Consider the following 17,815-nt stretch of genomic DNA (forward strand, 5'->3'; position numbering starts at 1 on the left):
TTACATCCCCACTTGGCTGGGCCAGATCGGCAGCTCGAGCCACCAGTTCCACCATTCAGGCCATCCCTTGGTCCAGACGGGACCGGAGATGATGATGCAGACGGCGGACCAGAAGCCGGCATTCAGCGCCAGAAGCAGACCCACGCGGTGGATGCCCAGGGTGCCGATCGAATAGCCGATGAAATCGCGGAAGAAGGTGTCTTCGTTATCCGGACCTTTGACTTCCTCTCCCTTGGGCGGGTTTGCGGCGGACAAGACCAGCGCCCCGTGAAGAGCCAGCGCCAGGGTCGTGGTGAAGAAGAACGTCACCGCGATCATATGGGCCGGATTGTAGTGGAAGTGCAGATAGGCGTAGCCGGTGTTAGACACCCAGTCGAGGTGGCTGAAGATCCCGTAGGGAAATCCATGTCCCCAGGCACCCAGAAGGAGCGGCCGGAACACCACGAGGGTCACATAGGCAAAGATCGCGAAGCTGAACGCCACGGGCACATGCAGGCCCATGCCGAGCTTTCGGCAGATCTCGACCTCGCGCAGCGCCCAGCTGACGAATGCGCCGATGGCGCAGAAGGTGATGATCTGCCACAGACCGCCTTCCATCAGGGGGGCCATGCCGAGGCCGTATTTCAAGTCGGGTGGCGCGATGTTGATCAGCCAGGGATTGAAGGTGCCCTGTTGGGACGCTCCCCAGAAAATCATTACCGTGCCTAATAGGGCGAAAAATGCTGTCGTGACTCCGAAAAAGCCCACGTAGAACGGGCCTACCCAGAAGTCGAACAGATCGCCGCCGATCAGCGTCCCTCCACGGACGCGATACTTTCTCTCGAAGCTGAGCAAAGCCATCGTCTGTCTCCGCAAGTGGCGGCTGCTGTGCTGGTCGCGCTCAGCCGTCAGTTGTCATTAAGGTATTCATATGCTGCGGCCGATCCGGGGGCCCGCCCGCAGCAGATTTGTAGAGGTCCCTGGTCAGAGACCCGGACGCGATCACATCGCGGCCAGTTCAAACCAGTTGAAATGCTCGGTGCTGAGCAGGACGAGGTGAATCATCGCCGCCAGCAGGAACAGGAACACGCCCTGAGCCACGAACACGCGACGCGGGTCGAAGATCAGCCAGATCTTGTAGAACTTGGACATTTTTCAGTGCTCCCTTAGAACCAAGGACGCCAGATGAACGTGGCGAGGTGAGCGACAATGGCGACGGCCGAAAACAGCCAGAGCCCGCTCATGTAAACCGAATGCAGCTCTTGAGCCTGCTCGTCGGTTAGACCTGTAAAGGACAGGTCGGATTTATCAGCCATGTGCATTCCTCCGGAAAGTTATTGCTGATACCGCGAACCCCGCGGCCGGGCCCCGGCAAGGGCTCATCCCCTGCCGGCATATCCAGCCCTCAGGCGAGGGCCGAAACTCGGGATCTTCCGGCTCACGCCGAAAAGATCATGGGCGTGATGATCCGGGCCTGGGTCCAGGCGCGGGCAATCGGCCCTTTTTTCTGAAAGCTGCCGCTCTTGATGGACGCGAGGGTCCAGCTGAGGATCGCGACCGGGATTGCGGCGGCAAAAATGATCGCAAAATAGGTGTAAAACTCAGCTTTCGGCATCTTGTGGGCGCGGTGTTCCACCGGTCCGTTCGTTGTCTGGTCCGCCATTGTCGTTCCCTCCCTTAAGTCGCGTCCTCAAAGCCTGCGGGTTGCAGGGCCTTGACGGTTTCAATGACGACCCGCTCGTCACCTTGCTCCAGCGCTGCCTTCTCGGCGGCATCGCGCAGGGTCTTGGCGGCGGAAATACGGGTCAAAATCGGGTGCTCGGAGACGATCCGGTCCAAGAGCCTCTGGGCATCATCATCCCAGGGGAAATCGCGCCGGAGCGTCGTCGGTGTGGCCGCCGCACTATCCATCTCGCTGCCCAGCGGCAGGATGTGGAAGAGCGCGTCGAACAGGCTGTTGCAGACCTCCTGGATCAGGTAGGTCGCGCCCGCATAGCCCATCATCGGGGTCCCCGTGGCGCGCCGGATGGCGGCACCGGGGAAGCTTGCGGGGATAAAGGCCGGTTTCGGGCCGAAGCCGCCCGCCATCTCGGCCAGATACATCTTCTCGTTGATCGAGCCCATGACGACCAGCGGACGCTTGGTGTGCATCATCTCGCGCACCTCGTCATTATCGGTCTTCTTGCCCGCGACCCGACCCACGGCGAAGGCACAGGGCAGGCCCATATCCGTCTCGAGGAAGTTGCGGATCCCGCGGGCATAGGTCTCGTTCGCCACGATGGCGAAGCTTGCCGTGGCAAAGAAGTCCTGCGTCACCGAGCGCCAGAGATCCCAGACCGGCTTGATCGTGGAATGCTTTTCCGTCTCGATGAAGGGCTCCGGGTCGAGACCCAGCAGATCCCCGAGTTTCCGCAGGAATTTCGTGGTGCTCTCGATGCCGATCGGGGCCTGCAGATAGGGCTTGCCCAGCACCTCACAAAGGCCGCGGCCAAACTCGCGATACATGCAGATATTCACATCCGCGTTCACAAGGCCCCGCATCTCGGCCAGATGGGCGCCCAGAGGATGGACCATGTTGATCTCGGCCCCGATCCCCTCGACCAACCGCCGGATCTCGGCGAGATCCGAGGGCATGTTGAAGGTGCCATACATCGGCCCGAGGATGTTCACCCGGGGCTTGGCCCCCTCCTCGCGCTTCTTCTCAGGGGGCATCCGCCCCTTGGTCATGCCGAACTCGGTGAAGATCCAGGTCATCGCCCGGTCGGCGGCTTCCCACTGATCCTCATCGATCGTGCGCGGCAGAAACCGTTGAATATTCGTGCCCTGTGGGGTCACGCCCCCGCCGATCATCTCGGCAATCGAGCCTGTGACCACCACGGCAGGCAGCGCTGGGTCGAGCGTACCCCAGGCGCGCTTCATCGCGCCCTCGGTACCATCGCGGCCCAGCTCCTCTTCGCCAAGCCCGGTTGTCACGATGGGCAATTCATGGGGCGGCAATGCATCTGTGTAATGCAGCACCGAGGTCACCGGCAGGTTCTCGCAGCCCACCGGGCCATCGATCACCACTTGCAGACCCTTCACGGCGGTGAAGGCGTACACGGCGCCCCAATACCCGCCTGCGCGGTCATGATCCTGGATCAACATGGGGCACCCCCCTTCATTGTTCCAAAAATACTCCGGGGGAGGCCGAAGGCCGGGGGCAGAGCCCCCCAATCCAAGCTCAGCATTTCACACCTCCGTTCGCCGCGACGCGGGCCTTCTCGGCACGCTCCAGCTTCTTGAGGTTCGTCGCGCGGAAATCGGGGCGGAGGTTCGGATCCCCCTCCCAGACCCCGGCCGTGTCGCCATGGCCGACGCCTTCGAAAAATGCGCGCATATGATCCATGCGGTCCTTGTTGCCCATGGCCGCGTTCACGACCTGCGCCAGGGACCCCGCGCCCATCACCCCCATCAGGGGCCGCGCGGAAATCAGGTTGGTGAAATAGAGGCTCGGGATGCCCAGTTCCTTGCCCTTCTGGACGACCGGGGTCGTGCCGATGGCAAGATCGGGCTTAACAGCCTCCATCGCCGCGCAATCATCCTCGAGCGAGGCGCGATACTGAACCTTGACGCCCCGCGCCTCCAGCCAATCGCGGTCCGGCTCGGACCATTTGGTGCGCGGACAGGCGGTGCCCACATAGGGCACCTCCGCCCCGGATTCGATCAAGAGACGCGCCACCAACAACTCGGACCCTTCATACCCCGAGAGGGTAATCGTGCCTTTGATGGGGGTGGCTGCCAATGCGCCCTTGATCGCCGGGAGGAATGCGTTCTGTGCCTCGGCGATCTTCTCGGCAGAGACGCCGAAACTGTCACCGATCGCGGCCAACCAGGCAGCCGTGCCGTCATGGCCCACAGGGGCCGAACCGACGACAGACCGCCCGGCGGCTTCGAACTCGCGAATGGCACTCGTATAGAACGGGTGGATTGCGGCGGCCGTCCCGCAATCCAATGCAGAATATAGCTCGCGCCACTCACGGCAGGGAACGACCGGACCTGCCGCCAGACCGAGTGGCGCGAGCATTTGGCCAATCCCGATGGGATCAGCCGGGAACATCTCACCGAGCAGAGCTACGGTGGGACGATCCGCCTTGCCCGAAGCCGGGGCCTGAACAGGTCCGGCTTCGATCTCTGCGCGGGCGTAATTGAGCATTGCGCCCGCGAGTATGTCCTTGGCTTCGGCATGGGTCGGCACGCCGAAACCGGGCACGTCAATGCCCACGATGCGCACGCCGTTGATCTCGGACGGGAGCAGCCGCAAAGGCACCCCCGACGCGGTCGGAACACAAAGGTTCGTCACAACGATGGCATCGTATTTCTCCGGGTCCGCCATCTTGTGAACAGCGTCCCGGATGTCCTCGAACAACTTGCCGGTCACAAGCGTCTCGGAATTGAAGGGGACGTAGCCGACGGATCGGCGCGCCCCGTAAAAATGGCTCACAAAGGTCAGGCCATAGACACAGCAGGCCGACCCCGAGAGCATCGTGCCCACGCGGCGCATCCGCAGCCCCACGCGCAGCGAGCCAAAGGCCGGGCACATGGATTGCGGTTTGTCATGGGGCCCTTGCGGGTAATCGGCGGCGTATTGGTCGAGGATCTCGGACATGCCCGAGGCCCGGGCCGCCGCCTCCATCTGCGCGCCGGGGGCATGACAGCCCATGCCATCGGGCGTCGCAGTCACGCCTTCGGGCACCGGCTCGCGCGCGGTACCCTCGTGAATTTCAACCTCATCCGCACTGTCGTAGCGGGTCTCGAGCGGGGGTTTATCCATCGCGGCCCCCTTTCGGCAGGCCCAGCCGTGTCACCGGGCAGGGGCTCAGCGTGGGGCGGCGGGGCGGAACCGGTGTTTCGGCGAAACACTGCGCGACGGCCTCGGGCAACTCGGCAAGACGCGCGAGGCCCTGGTCCAGATCATCCATCTTGGCCATGTCAAACATCGTCATAGACCACTTCGAGGGACTCTTTGGGTTTGGCATTCTTGCCGCGCATATCCGCGTCCGTGGCCGGCTCCAGCACGAAATCCGCGCCGGTTTCCTCAGCCGAGAACAAACCGAGCAGACCATCCTGGCTGAGTGCAGTCGGTCGCAAGGGCGGGGCTTCGGCGACATTCTCGCCAAGCTCCGCAAAGAGATCGCCCCACGGTCCGGCGGCAGTGCCGACGATCTGGTAATTGGCGGATTTCTTGCGCAGATCCTCGTCCTGCGGGATTGCCGCGAGGATCGGAATATCGACTTCCTTGGCGAAGGCCGCGGCCTCGCCCGTGCCGTCATCCTTGTTGATGACAAGCCCCGCGACCCCGACATTGCCGCCAAGCTTGCGGAAATACTCCACCGCCGAGCAAACATTATTGGCGACATACAGGGACTGCAGGTCGTTGGAGGCTACGAGTATAACTTTCTGGGCCATATCCCGAGCGATAGGCAGGCCGAAACCGCCGCAGACCACATCGCCGAGAAAATCCAGGAGCACATAGTCAAAGTCCCAATCGTGGAACCCGAGTTTTTCCAGAAGTTCAAAGCCATGGATAATCCCCCGTCCGCCGCAGCCACGGCCCACTTCGGGGCCACCGAGTTCCATTGCGAAAACGCCGCCGCGCTTGAAGCAGACATCGCCGATACCGACCTCTTCGCCCGCGAGCTTTTTCTCGGTCGAGGTCTCGATGATCGTCGGACAGGCCTTGCCGCCAAAGAGCAGCGAGGTGGTGTCCGATTTCGGGTCGCACCCGATCAGCAGCACGCGCTTGCCCTGCTCTGCCATCATGTGGCTGAGATTGGCGAGGGTGAAGCTTTTGCCGATGCCGCCCTTGCCATAGATCGCGATGATCTGTGTCTTCTTGGTCGGCTCGCCCTGCGGCACTTCGAGCGTCGGCTCTTCGGCCGCCTCGTCGCGCAGGCGCTGGTCGTAGTCTGGTTTCAGGTTTGGGATATCAAGAGTCATGCGGTCGCACTCCAATCCAGGATCATCTTCAGGCAAGCCGGGTCTTCGAACGCCGTCTGGTAAGCGTCTGCACAATCGGTTGCCTTGGCGGTGTGGGTGATTAACCCGTCGAGAGAGAGCGCCCCGGAATCGATCAGGGCGCGGGTTGCGATGAGATCATCGCGGTCCCACTCAGCGGCGATGCGCAGGCGGGCTTCTTTCATAAAAGCGGGCGGAAACGGGAAGGAGATCTGGTCGTAGAACCCGGCGAGCACGATCTCGCCCCCCTTCTGGATCCGCATGATGAGGCTGGCGATCAGGTCGGCTTTGCCCGACGCGTCATAGATCGACCGGTAGTCGCGGCGCGTGTCGCTGTCGGGATGGATGACCTCGTAGCCCTGGGCGCCGCCCTGACGGGCCTCGTCGATTTCCCAGACCGTGGGCGCGGGGGCCCCGGCGGCAATGGTCAGACGGGCGAGCAGGCGGCCCAGCACACCGTGACCCACGATCAGGTCCGGTACGGATTTGTTGAGCCCGGCCATGGCATGGCGGGCGGTCGCGGCCAGCGCCAGCAGGGCGCCTTCGGCTTTCAGATCGCGGTCGATACGCACCACCCGAGCGGCATCGGAGACGAGCATGTTCGACGCCCCGCCAAAGAGCCCCCGCACCTCGCCATAGCAATTGGCCCCCGGCACAAAGACCCGATCACCGGGCTTGAAGGTGGTGTCTGATCCGGCCTCGACCACCTCACCGGCGGCCTCGTAGCCGGGGATCAGCGGGAAGGAGAAGCCGGGAAAGGGCGGCATATTGCCAGTCCAGAACAGTTTTTCGGTCCCGGTGGAGATGCCGGAATGATCGATGGCCACGACGATGTCGGTCTCCGTGGGATCGGTCAGCCCCACCTCCTGCAAGCCGAGCGCGCGCGGTCCGGTCTGTACGACTGCTGTGGCGTCCATGGTGAAGTTCCCCGTGTTCTAGGCTGCGACGCGCGAGCGGACTCAATGTCGCAGTTCGTAGTTGACTGTAAGATTACGCTTACAGCTATATATGTCAACTAAATTAGACACTCGGAATGCGGGTGTGTGCGGTGCGCCTTACGCGGCTTTGGTCGCAGTCACGACGCCGGTCACGAACGGCCGATAGGTCTTGTGACACTGGACCTGCTGGAACCCGGCCTGCGCCAGATGCGCCTTGATTTCCTCGGCAGAGCGGGCTTTGCCGGTCTGCATGGCCATGGTGTAGAAGGCGAAATAGGCATCCCCGACCCGGCTGGGATCGGCGCCACCCGCCATGGGCTCGGACACGATCACGCGCCCGCCCGGCGGCAGCGCGGCATGGACCTTGCCCAGAAGGCTCGCAACCGTCGAATCGGCGTGGTCATAGAGGACTCGCACGAGCGAGATCACATCCGCCCCGCCCGGCAGCGCCGGGTCATCGCGGAACGACCCGCCACGCATATCCGCCCCCTCGGGCAGGTCGGCTCCGGACACCACTGCAGGCAGATCGAACAGACGCAGGCGCAGGTCCGGATATTCGGCCCGCACCGCCCGCAGAAACGCACCGGTGCCGCCGCCCACATCCATCAGGCGATGGGCACCGTCGAGGCGAATCGCGCGCAGGGTTTCCTCGGCCACGAGGCCCTGACTGTCCGCCATCAGCTTGGAATAGCGCTCGGCGATCTCAGGATCATTCGTCCCGCTCTGGCCGAAGACATAGGGCCAGAAGCGCGCCAGCTCGGTCTCGGTCCCGCCGCGCAGAAAGGCCATCGGATCCGCGAGGTCCCGGTAGAGCACGTCATGGTGGCGAATCATCTCCGTCAGCCCGGGCACCCCGGGCAGGGCCGCGCCGAGACGGCCGAGCTGATAGCTCCCGTCCTTGCGCCGCTTGAGCAGCTTGAGCGCGGTCGCGGCCTGGCACAGGGCCTCCATCTGCCGGGGCTCCAGCCGCGTGCGCGCGGCGAGACGCCAGGCGGGCAAGGGCTCCTTGGCCAGCAGGCTGGGCATGTCGAGGGTGACAAAGGCGTGCAGGACCTGGCTGTAGACAAATCCCGAGACCAGATCGAAGAGCTCTTCGCCATCCTTGCGCGCTAGGCGGCGTGTGCCGGGCATGGCACTGGCCCAGGATTGAAAGCTGGGGGAGCCGGCAAGGCCGACCCACCACCGGTAAAACGCGTGCCTGTCCGGCAGGAAAGGAAGGCGGCTGAAACCGCCGGAGGACATGGTCATGGGTCAGGCCGTGCGCGCGCTGGCAATGTTCGGCAGGACCGGGGTCAGGCGCTCGGCAGTCTTGCGCACCATCTCGCACAGGGCGGCCTCGCCCGGGCAGGACGGGATCGACGAGATCGCGCCGGACAGAATGTCATCGAGGCGGCGAATCGCCCCCTGCACCCCAAGCTCGGTCACCGCGTTGGGACGGGCATGGATCGCGTCCTGCCCGGCGGGCTTGCCAAGGGTCTCTTCGTCATAGAGCGCATCGCGCAGGTCGTCGGCGACCTGAAAGGCCTCGCCAATCCGCGCGCCGAGCTCGGTCCAGGCCTCCGGATCTTCGCCCGCGGCGGCGGCCCCCATGCGGGTGGCAGCCGTGAACAGCGCCCCGGTCTTGGCCCGGTGATAGGCGGACAGGTCGACGACCGGCTCGCTCTCCCAGGCCTGCCCGGCGCAGATGCCGTGGGGCATCCCCGAGAAGCGCGCAAGCTCGCGGATCAGCTGCCCACCACGGGCCGCATCCTGCATCGCTGCAACGCCGATTTCCTCGAATGCCATGATGATCAGCGTGTCCCCGGTCAGCACCGCGAGCGGCTCGGAAAACGCCTTGTGAATGGTCGGCTTGCCCCGGCGGATATCGGCATTGTCAAAGGCCGGCAGGTCGTCATGGACAAGGCTGCCGCAATGGATCAGCTCGATCGCCGTGCAAGCGGCGTCGGTCAGCCCCGGCGCATCATCGCCGCAGGCCATCGCCACATTGAGACAGATCGTCGGACGGATCCGTGCGCCGCCGGGCTTGACCGCATATTCCAGCGCCGTCGCCAGCTTGGGCGGGCAGGACCCCGCGCGGCTGCGGATCAGGGCCACATCGAGGGCGGCTTCAATGCGCGAGTTTGGGGTCATGGCACGGCTCCAGGGCAGAATGTCACTTACAAATGACACAAGACTGTAAATTACACTGGACAGTTTGCGGCGAGCTGTCAACAATCAAGGACAGGATTTGAACGGACCCCTTATGTATAGCACATCGGACAAGGTGATTGTGATCGGCGCCGGAATGGGCGGGCTGGCTTCGGCCATTCGGCTCGCCCATGCGGGTTGCGACGTCACCCTGCTCGAGGCGCAATCGGGGCCGGGCGGCAAGATGCGCACCCTGCCCAGTGCGGCGGGCCCGGTGGATACGGGACCCACGGTTATGACCCTGCGCCCGATCTTCGAAGCGCTGTTCGACGATGTGGATGCGCGCCTGTCGGACCATGTGACCCTGCACCGCGAGACGGTGCTGGCGCGCCATTGGTGGGCCGATGGCAGCACCCTGGACCTGCACGCGGATCCCGAGAGCTCGGTCGATGCCGTCCGCGCCTTTGCCGGACCGCGAGAGGCCGAGGCCTTCGCCGCCTTCAGCGCGCAGGCCGCCAAGCTCTTTGCCGCCTTTGACCAGCCGATGATGCAGGAGCCGAGCCCGGATCTGGCCGGTCTGACCCGTCACGTGCTGGCGCAGCCCTCGCTGATCCCGGCCATGGGCCCGCTGACAACGCTGGCCAAGAGCCTGTCGAAACGGTTCCGCGACCCGCGTCTGCAACAGCTCTTTGGCCGCTACGCGACCTATGTGGGCGGCTCGCCCTATGCGGCCCCCGCCGTTCTGGCCCTGATCTGGCAGGCCGAGGCGCAGGGCGTCTGGCGGGTGGAGGGGGGCATGCACGCTCTGGCACAGGCCCTGGCCAAGCTCGCCACCGAGAAAGGGGCCGAGCTGCGCTATGACAGCCCCGTCGCTCGGATCGAGACGCAATCGGGGCGCGTGTCAGGGGTTCACCTGACCGATGGCACACGGCTGCAAGCGGATACGGTGGTCTTCAACGGTGACCCCCGTGCGCTGCATCTGGGGCTGCTTGGCCCGGCACCACGCCCGGCCGTGCCCGCACCCGGGGTGCAGGACCGCTCGCTCTCGGCCTATGTCTGGTCCTTCGCGGCCACGCCCTCGGGCCGGGATCTGGTCCATCACAACGTATTTTTCGCCGATGACCCGCAGGTGGAGTTCGACGCGCTGGCCGCGGGGCAGATGCCCCCGGACGCGACGCTCTATCTCTGCGCCGAGGATCGCGGGGCCGGGCTCGCGCCCAATGGCGCCGAGCGGTTTGAGGTCATCATGAACGGCCCGCCTGTCCTGAACGAGGCCAGTGCCGGGAATGACGAGGAGGAGTTCCGCAAATGTCAGACGCAAGTGTTCAACCGGTTCGCGGCCATGGGTCTGGACTTCTCGGAGCGGCCCGGACGCAGCGCCCTGACGATGCCGCGGGACTTCGCGCGCCTGTTTCCCGGGTCGGCCGGATCCCTCTACGGACGGAGCCCGCATGGGCTGATGGCGGCGTTCCAGCGCCCGCAGGCCCGGACCAAGCTGCCGGGCCTCTATCTGGCGGGGGGCGGGGCGCATCCGGGGGCGGGGATCCCGATGGCGACCCTTTCCGGGCGGCACGCGGCCGCGGCGATTCTGCAGGACCGAACTTCAACATCGACGTCCCGGCGGATGGCTACGCATGGTGGTATATCGACGGGGTCAGCGCCTGCGGCACCCGCGCGATCTCCATAATCGCGTTCATCGGGTCGGTCTTCTCGCCCTGGTATCGCTGGTCCGGCCGCAAATCCCCGGACAATAATGTCTGCATCAACGTGGCCACCTATGGCCGGGGCGGTCGCTGGACCATGACCGACCGGGGCCGCGACGCCCTGCGCCAGACCGAGGACAGTTTCACCGTGGGGCCGAGCGGGCTGCACTGGGATGGCACGACCCTCACGGTAGATATCGACGAGGTCTCCACCCCTCATTGCCAGCGCCTGCAGGGCACGGTGAAGATCCACCCCGCCGCCGTCACCGGGGTCGAGGTACCCCTGACCGCGGATGGCGCGCATATCTGGCGCCCCTTCGCCCCCACGGCAGAGATCGAGGTCGATCTGGGACGCTCCGGCTGGCAATGGCGCGGCCATGGCTATTTCGATGCGAATTTCGGCACCCGCGCGCTGGAGGCGGATTTCGGCTATTGGACCTGGGGGCGGTATCCGACCAAGACCGGCACGGCGTCCTTCTATGATGTGGCGCGCCGCGATGGCAGTGATCTGGAGGTCGCGCTGAGCTTTGACCGCACGGGCGGCGTCTCGGTGATGGATGCCCCGCCCAAGACCCGGTTCCGCCGCTCGAACTGGCTCGTCAAACGCGAGACGCGGGCCGATCCGGGCACCACGCCGCGACAGGTCAAGGCGATGCTCGACGCGCCGTTCTACAACCGCTGCGGGGTCGAGACGACTCTTCATGGCGAGCGGGTCTCGGGCGTGTTCGAAGCGCTGGATCTCGACAGGTTCCGGGGTCCGTGGCTGATGCCAATGCTGGCCGTGCGCGTGCCGCGCCGCCCGGGCTGGAACTTCGGCGACTAGCGCTGGCTCGGCGCGGGGCTGACCAGCAAAAGCGCACCAAAGACCATCATCATCGCCCCCGACCCCCGCTGCATCCAGGACAGGCGCGGCCCGGCCACCCGCGCGGCGGACCGTCCGGCCAGCGCATAGGCCGAGATCGCCACCGCCTCCAGCAGCAGAAAACACCCGCCCAGTAGGGCATAGCTCTGCCAATAGGCTTCGGTCGCCACGAATTGCGGGAAAAAGGCGGCAAAGATCAGGATCGCCTTGGGATTGCTGAGCGCAACCAGCGCCTCGGCCCGGAACGCGGCGGCGGGCGTGACCCGCACGCGGCGGGGGTCGATCCGCAGCCGCCCTGCCCCGCGCCAGAGACGCCAACCGATCCAGATCAGGTAGATCGCGCCGATCAGCTTCACCCCTTGGAACACCGCCGCAGACGCCGTCAGCAAGAGGCCCAGCCCCAAGGCGCTCGCCGCGATCATCGGCACAAAGACCAGAAGCCGCCCCAGCGCCGCGCGCCCGGCAAAGAGCACCCCGCCCTGCGCCCCATGGGTCATGGCCAGCAGGTTGTTTGGCCCAAAGGCGAGGTTCAGGGCAAAGCACGCGGGAACAAAGATGAGCCAGTCGATCATGGGGGGCCTCCTGACGCGATCTAGGCGGAGAAAGGCCGCGGAGGCAAGCCGACCCGTTGGCCCCCTGCGCCCGATCCGTTACACCCGTGTCAGCCGCAACCGAAACGCGAAGGAGACGAAGCGATGGGCATAGAGATAGCGGGCCTTGGCGGGTTCATCATGCTGGTTCTGTCGATCTGGGCCATCGTATCGATCGTCGGGTCCAATTCGAGCACGGGTTCCAAGGTGATCTGGTGCCTCTTCGTGGTGATCCTACCGCTTCTGGGTTTCATCATCTGGCTGTTCTTCGGCCCCCGCGCCAAGCGCTGACGACGGCTTGTCCAGCCAGGCGGCGGCATTCGCCTCGATCCGGGCGAGCTGGTCGAACAGGGCCTCGGCCTCGGCTTCGGTGAACCCGTCGAGCAGGACCGTATTCACGGAATTATAGATCTCATGGGTCGGGCGCAGGGCCTCGCCCCGCTCGGTGACATCCACCGTGACGGCGCGGCGATCCTCGGTGCTCTGGCGGCGGGTCAGGAGCCCGCCGGTGATCATCCGATCCACGAGGCGCGAGGTGGCGGGCGGCGCGTTCCCGGTGAGCTCGGCCAGCGCCTTGACCCCCAGCGGGCCGTTCAGCCACAGACAGTTCAGCACCGCCCATTGCGCAAGGCTCAAACCGTGGGGCGCCAGCAAGTGCGTGCAGACGGTATTGCCCGCCCCGGCGGCGAAATTCAGCGCCCGGCCAAGGGATTTCGGGGCGTGGTAGCGCTTGGGATCGCTCATATCGGTTTTTATGTAAATTATTGACCTGTAAGCCAAGCCTATACGGAGGCGGTGCGCGAGAAAACCGGTCGTGCCGCGATCAGGTGGCGGCGGGACGCGCGGCGGCGGCGGCCTCGGGGTTGAGCCGCCAGACAGCCCCGTTCAGCGAGGCAGCAATCGTCACCCAGAGCAGGTAGGGCGCAAGCATCAGCCCCGCGATCGTGTCGAGTTGCCAGGCCGTGACCATGGCGCCAAACACCGCGAGCCATAGGAACAGGATGACCACCATCCCCGCCTTGATCCGCTGCAAGCCGAAAAAGATCGGCGTCCAGAGCGTGTTGAGCGCGATCTGAAACGCCCAGAAGGCCATGGCCATCTCGCTGCCCTCCATCGGGGCGACGCGCGCGGCGGAGCCCGCGATCACCAGATAGAGCAGCGACCAGACCACGGGAAACACCCAGTTCGGCGGGTTCCACGCGGGTTTGCGCAGCGCGTCATACCACTTTCCGGGCGGAAACATGGAGCCAGTCGTTGCCGCAGCCGCGCAGGCGCCGAGAAAGACGGTGAAGAGGAGCCAGTCAAATTCCATATCAGGTTAACTAGGCCGGCCGCCGAGTGGTTCCATGCCGCGGGTGGCGCGGTCGCGGGCCTCAAGCTGGGCAAACAGTCCCAGAAGGCTGCCCGAACGCCCCTCGCCCCAGGCCGAGCGGTCCGCACTGCGCGCCCCGGCCTCGACGAGAAACGCAGTCTCCGGCAGGGGGGTGGCGTGCAACACGGCCGAACGCGGCATGACCGTTGTCACCCCGCTGCGCAGCACAGAGAGCGACAGCCAGCCGAGTTTCTGCAGCTTGGAGGTATGCGCCCGCAGGTTGATATTGTCATAGCCTGCCCGCGCAACCTCGGCCCCGATCCCGGCATAGATGTGACGCGCAGCGAAGATCCCCGGACGCGCGCCCAGCGGCAGGGCCGCAACCCCGGCCTCGGACCGGTCATAGAGCCGTCGTGCCTCGGCCAGCAGGCGGCGCGTGACCGTGGTCAGCGCCTCGGAAGTGGTCGGGTTGGCGAGAAACGAGTCGGGGTCGAGCCCCTCCTCGGCCATCATCGCGCGCGGCAGATACAGACGCCCCTCGGCGGCGTCCTCGCCCACATCGCGGCAGATATTCGTCAGCTGCATCGCCACGCCCAAATCGCAGGCCCGCGCCAGCGCATCGGCGTCGCGCACCCCCATCAGGACGGTCATCATCGCACCCACCGCCGCCGCAACCCGGGCGGAATAGGCGCGCACATCGGACAGGGTGTCATACTGCCGTTCCATCGCGTCCCAGGCAAAGCCCTCGATCAGGGCCTCGGGCAGGGCGCGGGGCATGTCATGGGCCTCGATCATCGCGGCAAAGGCCCGGTCCGCGCAGGCATTCCGGGGCGTCCCGCGATAGGCGAGATCCAGTCGATCCTTCAGGTCCAGCACCGCGGCGGGTTTTTCCTGGTGGTCGTCCACCGCATCATCGGCCAGACGGCAGAAGGCGTAGAGCGCCAGCGCCGGGTCCCGCACCTTGGTCGGCAAGAGCCGCGAGGCCGCATGGAAAGAGAGCGAGCCATGGCGGATCGCCTCCTTGCAATGCTCCAGATCCGCGGGGCTGTACCGCAGCGGCAGTTCCAGATCGGCGGGCGTCGCGTCGAGGCTCATTCCGCGGCCTGCTTGAGCGGCACGGCATCCACCGGCATGGGCGGCGCCATGGGCACCATCTTGGCCAACACCTCGGCCGAGCTGATCACTCCGGGCACGCCGGCACCGGGATGGGTACCCGCCCCGGCGAGAAACAGCCCCTCCGCCTCTTCCGAAACGTTATGGGGCCGGAACCACGCCGATTGCAGGATCCGCGGTTCGATCGAAAAGCCTGAGCCATTCGGTGACAGGTATCGGTCACGGAAGGTTTCGGGCGTGAAGACGACCTCGGTCGTGATGCGGCGCGAGATGCCCGGCATGGTTTTCTCGAGCTCGGCCAGAACCTTCGCCTTGTAGCGGGGGGCCTCGGCCTCCCAGTCGACGGGGTTGTCATGGCCGAGATGGGGGACAGGCGAGAGCACGTAGAAGGTGTCATCCCCCTTGGGCGCCACGCTCGGATCGGTGAGTGAAGGCCGGTGGAGATAGAGGCTCATGTCATCGGCGAGCCGTCCATTGATGAAGATATCCCGCAAGAGACCCTCATACCGCGGCCCGCTCAGGATGGTGTGGTGCCCCACATCGGGCCACTCGCCCGCCGTCCCCTTGGTCCCGAAATACCAGACGAACAGCCCCATGGACCAACGCCGCGACTTCAGCTTGGCCGGGGTCCAGCGTTTCTTCGAGGCGTTGCGCATCAGGTGGTCATAGGTGTGGCCCGCATCCGCGTTCGACACCACGATATCCGCATGGGCCACCTCGCCACTGTCGAGGCGGATGCCGCGCACCTTGCCATCGGTGACGAGGATCTCATCCACCGTCTCACCAAGGCGCAGCCAACCGCCTTGCTCGGCCACCACATTCGCCATGGCCTGCGCAATCGCCTGCACACCGCCCATGGCGTAATGGACGCCGTATTCCTTCTCGAGATGGCTGACGAGCGCATACATCGAGGTGACGTTCATCGGATCCCCGCCGATGAAGAGCGGATGGAATGACAGCGCCATCTGCAGCCGCTTGTCCTTCACCCGGCGCTTGGCGAGGCCGAGGATCGACTGATCGGCGCGCAGCATGGCAAAGGTGGGCAGGACCTTGATCGTCTCCCAGGCCTTGTGCATGGGCTTGGCCACCATGCCCTCGAACCCGACCACATAGCGGCGATGGGCGTCCTTGAGGAACTTGCGATAGCCCTTGAGATCCCCGGGCGCGAGCCGCTGGATCTCGGCCTCCATCGCCTCGGTGGATTGCCGCGCCTTGAGGCTGGACCCGTCGGGCCAGCGGATCTCGTAGAACGGATCCATGGGTTTGAGCGTGACATCATCGTGGAAGTTCCGCCCGCAGGCAGCCCAGAGGTCCTCATAGACCTGCGGCACGGTGATGATCGTCGGGCCAAGATCGAACCGGTGTCCGTCCTGACTGATCGAGGAGCCGCGCCCGCCCGGCATGTCCAGCCGGTCGAACACGGTCACGGCATAGCCCTTGGCCCCAAGTCGCATGGCGGCGGCGAGCCCGCCCAGTCCTGCGCCAATGACGATGGCGCGTTTGCGGGGGCCCGAGATGGCTTCGGCGGCGGTGATTGGATCGACTCGTGTCATCATGATCTGACGATACCGCTGTCTAGTTTAATTGACAACATCCGCGTCAACCTCCGGGATCTTTTCTGTGCCGGGCCCGCGGCTTATATGAAGAGGAACAACTCCCGGAGATCTCCATGCAACCCGTTGAAATCTATACTTCCCCCCTGTGCGGCTTCTGCCATGCCGCCAAGCGCTTGCTGTCACAGAAGGGCGTCAGCTTCGCAGAGGTGGACGTGCTCGCCGCCCCCGCCCGCAAGCCCGAGATGATCCAGCGCGCCGGTGGCCGCACCAGCGTACCGCAGATTTTCATCGGCGAGACCCATGTGGGCGGCTGCGATGACCTCTATGCGCTCGAGCGCGCGGGCAAGCTCGACACCCTGTTGGCCGGCTGATGCGCGCGGGCCTGCTGCAGATGACCTCGGTCGACGATCCGGCCACCAATATCGTGCAGATCAAGGCATTGGCGCGGCAGGCCGTGGCAGAGGGGGCGGAATTCCTGCTCTCGCCCGAGGTGAGCAATTGCATCTCGAACAGCCACAGCCACCAGCGCGCGGTGCTGCGCCCCGAGGCGACGGACCCGATGCTGGCCGAGATGCGGGAGTTTGCCGCCGCCGAGGGGGTGTGGCTGCTGCTTGGATCGCTAGGCCTTTTGACCGAGGACGCGGATGGGCGCTTTGCCAACCGGTCCTTTTTGATCAACGCGCAGGGCGAGATCGCCGCGCGCTATGACAAGATCCACATGTTCGATGTGACGGTCTCGGAGAGCGAAACCTATCGCGAGAGTGACAGCTACCGCCCCGGCGGTCAGGCAGTCGTGGCGGACACGCCCTTTGGCCGGGTCGGGATGGCCGTCTGCTATGACCTGCGGTTTCCGCATCTTTTTCGGGATCTGGCCCGGGCCGGGGCCGAGATCCTGACGCTTCCGGCTGCCTTCACCCAGGTCACCGGCGAAGCCCATTGGCACCCGCTGCTGCGGGCTCGCGCTATCGAATGCGGGGCCTTCGTGCTCGCCCCGGCGCAGACCGGCGCGCATCCGACGGCACCGAACGGGCCGCGCCGCACTTTTGGGCACAGTCTGGCCATCGACCCCTGGGGGCGGGTGCTGGCCGATGCCGGAACCGCCCCCGGTGTGACCTGTATTGACCTCGATCTCGGGGAAGTTGCCGCAGCGCGGCGAAAAATCCCTTCCCTCACCGCAGATGCAGCTTATGCTGCGCCGCGATGAATACAGTTGACGACGCCCTTGCGATCTCTCTTTTGTCCGAGCTCTTCACCACGGATCAGCTCGCCCGCGCCCGTCTGGGCAAGGCCCTGCCCAAGGGCATGGAACTGAGCCATTTTTCCGTGCTGAACCATCTCGCCAATACCGCCGCCGAGAAGACGCCCGCGCAGCTTGCGCGCAGTTTTCACGTCACCAAGGGCGCGATGACGAACACGCTGGGCAAGCTCGAAGCCGCAGGCCATGTGCATATCCGGCCCGATTGGGATGATGCGCGCCGCAAGCTCGTTGCCGTCAGCCCCGCGGGACGTGCGGCCCGGGATCAGGCGCTGCAGGCGATCACGCCGATCATCTCGGAGATGACCTCGACGCTGGGATCGGAAAAGGTCCGCGCCGTGCTGCCGATCTTGCGCGAACTGCGGATCCGGCTGGAGCAGGACTAG

Annotated in this window: 22 protein-coding genes; 6 read left to right on the plus strand and 16 right to left on the minus strand. The window is 65.2% G+C overall.

Annotated elements, in window-relative coordinates; translation table 11 throughout:
* From pufL to ACP15I_RS08025, 11 genes are all read right to left on the minus strand, one after another.
* Positions 1-840 (minus strand): photosynthetic reaction center subunit L, encoded by an 840-nt coding sequence (gene pufL, locus ACP15I_RS07975; protein ID WP_424966061.1) that lies wholly within the window; start codon positions 838-840, stop codon positions 1-3.
* Positions 841-981: 141 nt separating this feature from the next.
* Positions 982-1,131, minus strand: coding sequence for a light-harvesting antenna LH1, alpha subunit (gene pufA, locus ACP15I_RS07980; protein ID WP_424966062.1), 150 nt, complete (start codon positions 1,129-1,131; stop codon positions 982-984).
* 14 nt (positions 1,132-1,145) lie between these two features.
* Positions 1,146-1,295, minus strand: coding sequence for a light-harvesting antenna LH1, beta subunit (pufB, locus tag ACP15I_RS07985; RefSeq protein ID WP_424966063.1), 150 nt, complete (start codon positions 1,293-1,295; stop codon positions 1,146-1,148).
* A gap of 122 nt (positions 1,296-1,417) precedes the next feature.
* Positions 1,418-1,642 (minus strand): cytochrome PufQ, encoded by a 225-nt coding sequence (gene pufQ / locus ACP15I_RS07990; RefSeq protein WP_424966064.1) that lies wholly within the window; start codon positions 1,640-1,642, stop codon positions 1,418-1,420.
* 14 nt (positions 1,643-1,656) lie between these two features.
* Positions 1,657-3,123: a chlorophyllide a reductase subunit Z gene (bchZ, locus tag ACP15I_RS07995; RefSeq protein WP_424966065.1), complete on the minus strand. Its 1,467-nt coding sequence runs from the start codon at positions 3,121-3,123 to the stop codon at positions 1,657-1,659.
* Between the two features lie 76 nt (positions 3,124-3,199).
* Positions 3,200-4,789 (minus strand): chlorophyllide a reductase subunit Y, encoded by a 1,590-nt coding sequence (bchY, locus tag ACP15I_RS08000; RefSeq protein WP_424966066.1) that lies wholly within the window; start codon positions 4,787-4,789, stop codon positions 3,200-3,202.
* Entirely contained in the window at positions 4,782-4,961 is a 180-nt protein-coding gene (locus tag ACP15I_RS08005) for a hypothetical protein (protein WP_424974648.1), read from the minus strand. Before ACP15I_RS08005 ends, bchY begins: the two co-directional genes overlap by 8 nt.
* The gene (locus ACP15I_RS08010; protein WP_424974649.1) at positions 4,948-5,955 is read right to left on the minus strand and encodes a chlorophyllide a reductase iron protein subunit X; all 1,008 of its coding nucleotides are present in this window, start codon (positions 5,953-5,955) and stop codon (positions 4,948-4,950) included. Before ACP15I_RS08010 ends, ACP15I_RS08005 begins: the two co-directional genes overlap by 14 nt.
* Entirely contained in the window at positions 5,952-6,890 is a 939-nt protein-coding gene (bchC, locus tag ACP15I_RS08015; protein WP_424974650.1) for a chlorophyll synthesis pathway protein BchC, read from the minus strand. The genes ACP15I_RS08010 and bchC overlap by 4 nt, the downstream gene beginning before the upstream one ends.
* A gap of 138 nt (positions 6,891-7,028) precedes the next feature.
* Entirely contained in the window at positions 7,029-8,042 is a 1,014-nt protein-coding gene (locus tag ACP15I_RS08020; protein ID WP_424974651.1) for a methyltransferase, read from the minus strand.
* Between the two features lie 120 nt (positions 8,043-8,162).
* Positions 8,163-9,041 (minus strand): polyprenyl synthetase family protein, encoded by an 879-nt coding sequence (locus ACP15I_RS08025; RefSeq protein WP_424974652.1) that lies wholly within the window; start codon positions 9,039-9,041, stop codon positions 8,163-8,165.
* Positions 9,042-9,153: 112 nt separating this feature from the next.
* Between ACP15I_RS08025 and crtD the strand changes: the two genes are divergently transcribed.
* Positions 9,154-10,725: a 1-hydroxycarotenoid 3,4-desaturase CrtD gene (gene crtD, locus ACP15I_RS08030; RefSeq protein WP_424974653.1), complete on the plus strand. Its 1,572-nt coding sequence runs from the start codon at positions 9,154-9,156 to the stop codon at positions 10,723-10,725.
* Positions 10,722-11,564 (plus strand): carotenoid 1,2-hydratase, encoded by an 843-nt coding sequence (crtC, locus tag ACP15I_RS08035; RefSeq protein ID WP_424975029.1) that lies wholly within the window; start codon positions 10,722-10,724, stop codon positions 11,562-11,564. The genes crtD and crtC overlap by 4 nt, the downstream gene beginning before the upstream one ends.
* On the opposite strand, the gene ACP15I_RS08040 is transcribed toward crtC, so the two are convergent.
* Positions 11,561-12,175 carry a LysE family translocator gene (locus ACP15I_RS08040; protein WP_424966072.1) on the minus strand — a complete coding sequence of 205 codons (615 nt, stop codon included), beginning with the start codon at positions 12,173-12,175 and terminating at the stop codon, positions 11,561-11,563. The two genes, crtC and ACP15I_RS08040, sit on opposite strands and share 4 nt — an antisense overlap.
* 123 nt (positions 12,176-12,298) lie before the next feature.
* On the opposite strand from ACP15I_RS08040, the gene ACP15I_RS08045 reads away from it, so the two are divergent.
* Positions 12,299-12,484 (plus strand): PLD nuclease N-terminal domain-containing protein, encoded by a 186-nt coding sequence (locus ACP15I_RS08045; protein WP_424966073.1) that lies wholly within the window; start codon positions 12,299-12,301, stop codon positions 12,482-12,484.
* Here the strand turns inward: ACP15I_RS08045 and ACP15I_RS08050 are convergent.
* The 4 genes from ACP15I_RS08050 to ACP15I_RS08065 all read right to left on the minus strand — a co-directional run bounded on the left by ACP15I_RS08050 (position 12,428) and on the right by ACP15I_RS08065 (position 16,174).
* A complete protein-coding gene (locus ACP15I_RS08050; protein WP_424966075.1) occupies positions 12,428-12,937 on the minus strand; it encodes a MarR family winged helix-turn-helix transcriptional regulator in 510 nt (169 codons plus the stop codon). The two genes, ACP15I_RS08045 and ACP15I_RS08050, sit on opposite strands and share 57 nt — an antisense overlap.
* A gap of 79 nt (positions 12,938-13,016) precedes the next feature.
* The gene (gene tspO, locus ACP15I_RS08055) at positions 13,017-13,505 is read right to left on the minus strand and encodes a tryptophan-rich sensory protein TspO (RefSeq protein WP_424966076.1); all 489 of its coding nucleotides are present in this window, start codon (positions 13,503-13,505) and stop codon (positions 13,017-13,019) included.
* 6 nt (positions 13,506-13,511) lie between these two features.
* The gene (crtB, locus tag ACP15I_RS08060) at positions 13,512-14,600 is read right to left on the minus strand and encodes a 15-cis-phytoene synthase (RefSeq protein ID WP_424966077.1); all 1,089 of its coding nucleotides are present in this window, start codon (positions 14,598-14,600) and stop codon (positions 13,512-13,514) included.
* Positions 14,597-16,174 (minus strand): phytoene desaturase, encoded by a 1,578-nt coding sequence (locus tag ACP15I_RS08065; protein ID WP_424974654.1) that lies wholly within the window; start codon positions 16,172-16,174, stop codon positions 14,597-14,599. The genes crtB and ACP15I_RS08065 overlap by 4 nt, the downstream gene beginning before the upstream one ends.
* Positions 16,175-16,287: 113 nt before the next feature.
* On the opposite strand from ACP15I_RS08065, the gene grxC reads away from it, so the two are divergent.
* From grxC to ACP15I_RS08080, 3 genes are read left to right on the plus strand one after another with little or no spacing between them, the layout of a single operon-like run.
* Positions 16,288-16,545, plus strand: coding sequence for a glutaredoxin 3 (grxC, locus tag ACP15I_RS08070; RefSeq protein WP_424966079.1), 258 nt, complete (start codon positions 16,288-16,290; stop codon positions 16,543-16,545).
* On the plus strand, positions 16,545-17,378 hold the full coding sequence (locus tag ACP15I_RS08075) for a carbon-nitrogen hydrolase family protein (protein ID WP_424974655.1): 834 nt from the start codon (positions 16,545-16,547) through the stop codon (positions 17,376-17,378). Before grxC ends, ACP15I_RS08075 begins: the two co-directional genes overlap by 1 nt.
* On the plus strand, positions 17,375-17,815 hold the full coding sequence (locus ACP15I_RS08080) for a MarR family winged helix-turn-helix transcriptional regulator (RefSeq protein ID WP_424974656.1): 441 nt from the start codon (positions 17,375-17,377) through the stop codon (positions 17,813-17,815). Before ACP15I_RS08075 ends, ACP15I_RS08080 begins: the two co-directional genes overlap by 4 nt.

The sequence above is a fragment of the Dinoroseobacter sp. S124A genome, from assembly GCF_049801015.1.
Taxonomy (GTDB): domain Bacteria; phylum Pseudomonadota; class Alphaproteobacteria; order Rhodobacterales; family Rhodobacteraceae; genus Dinoroseobacter.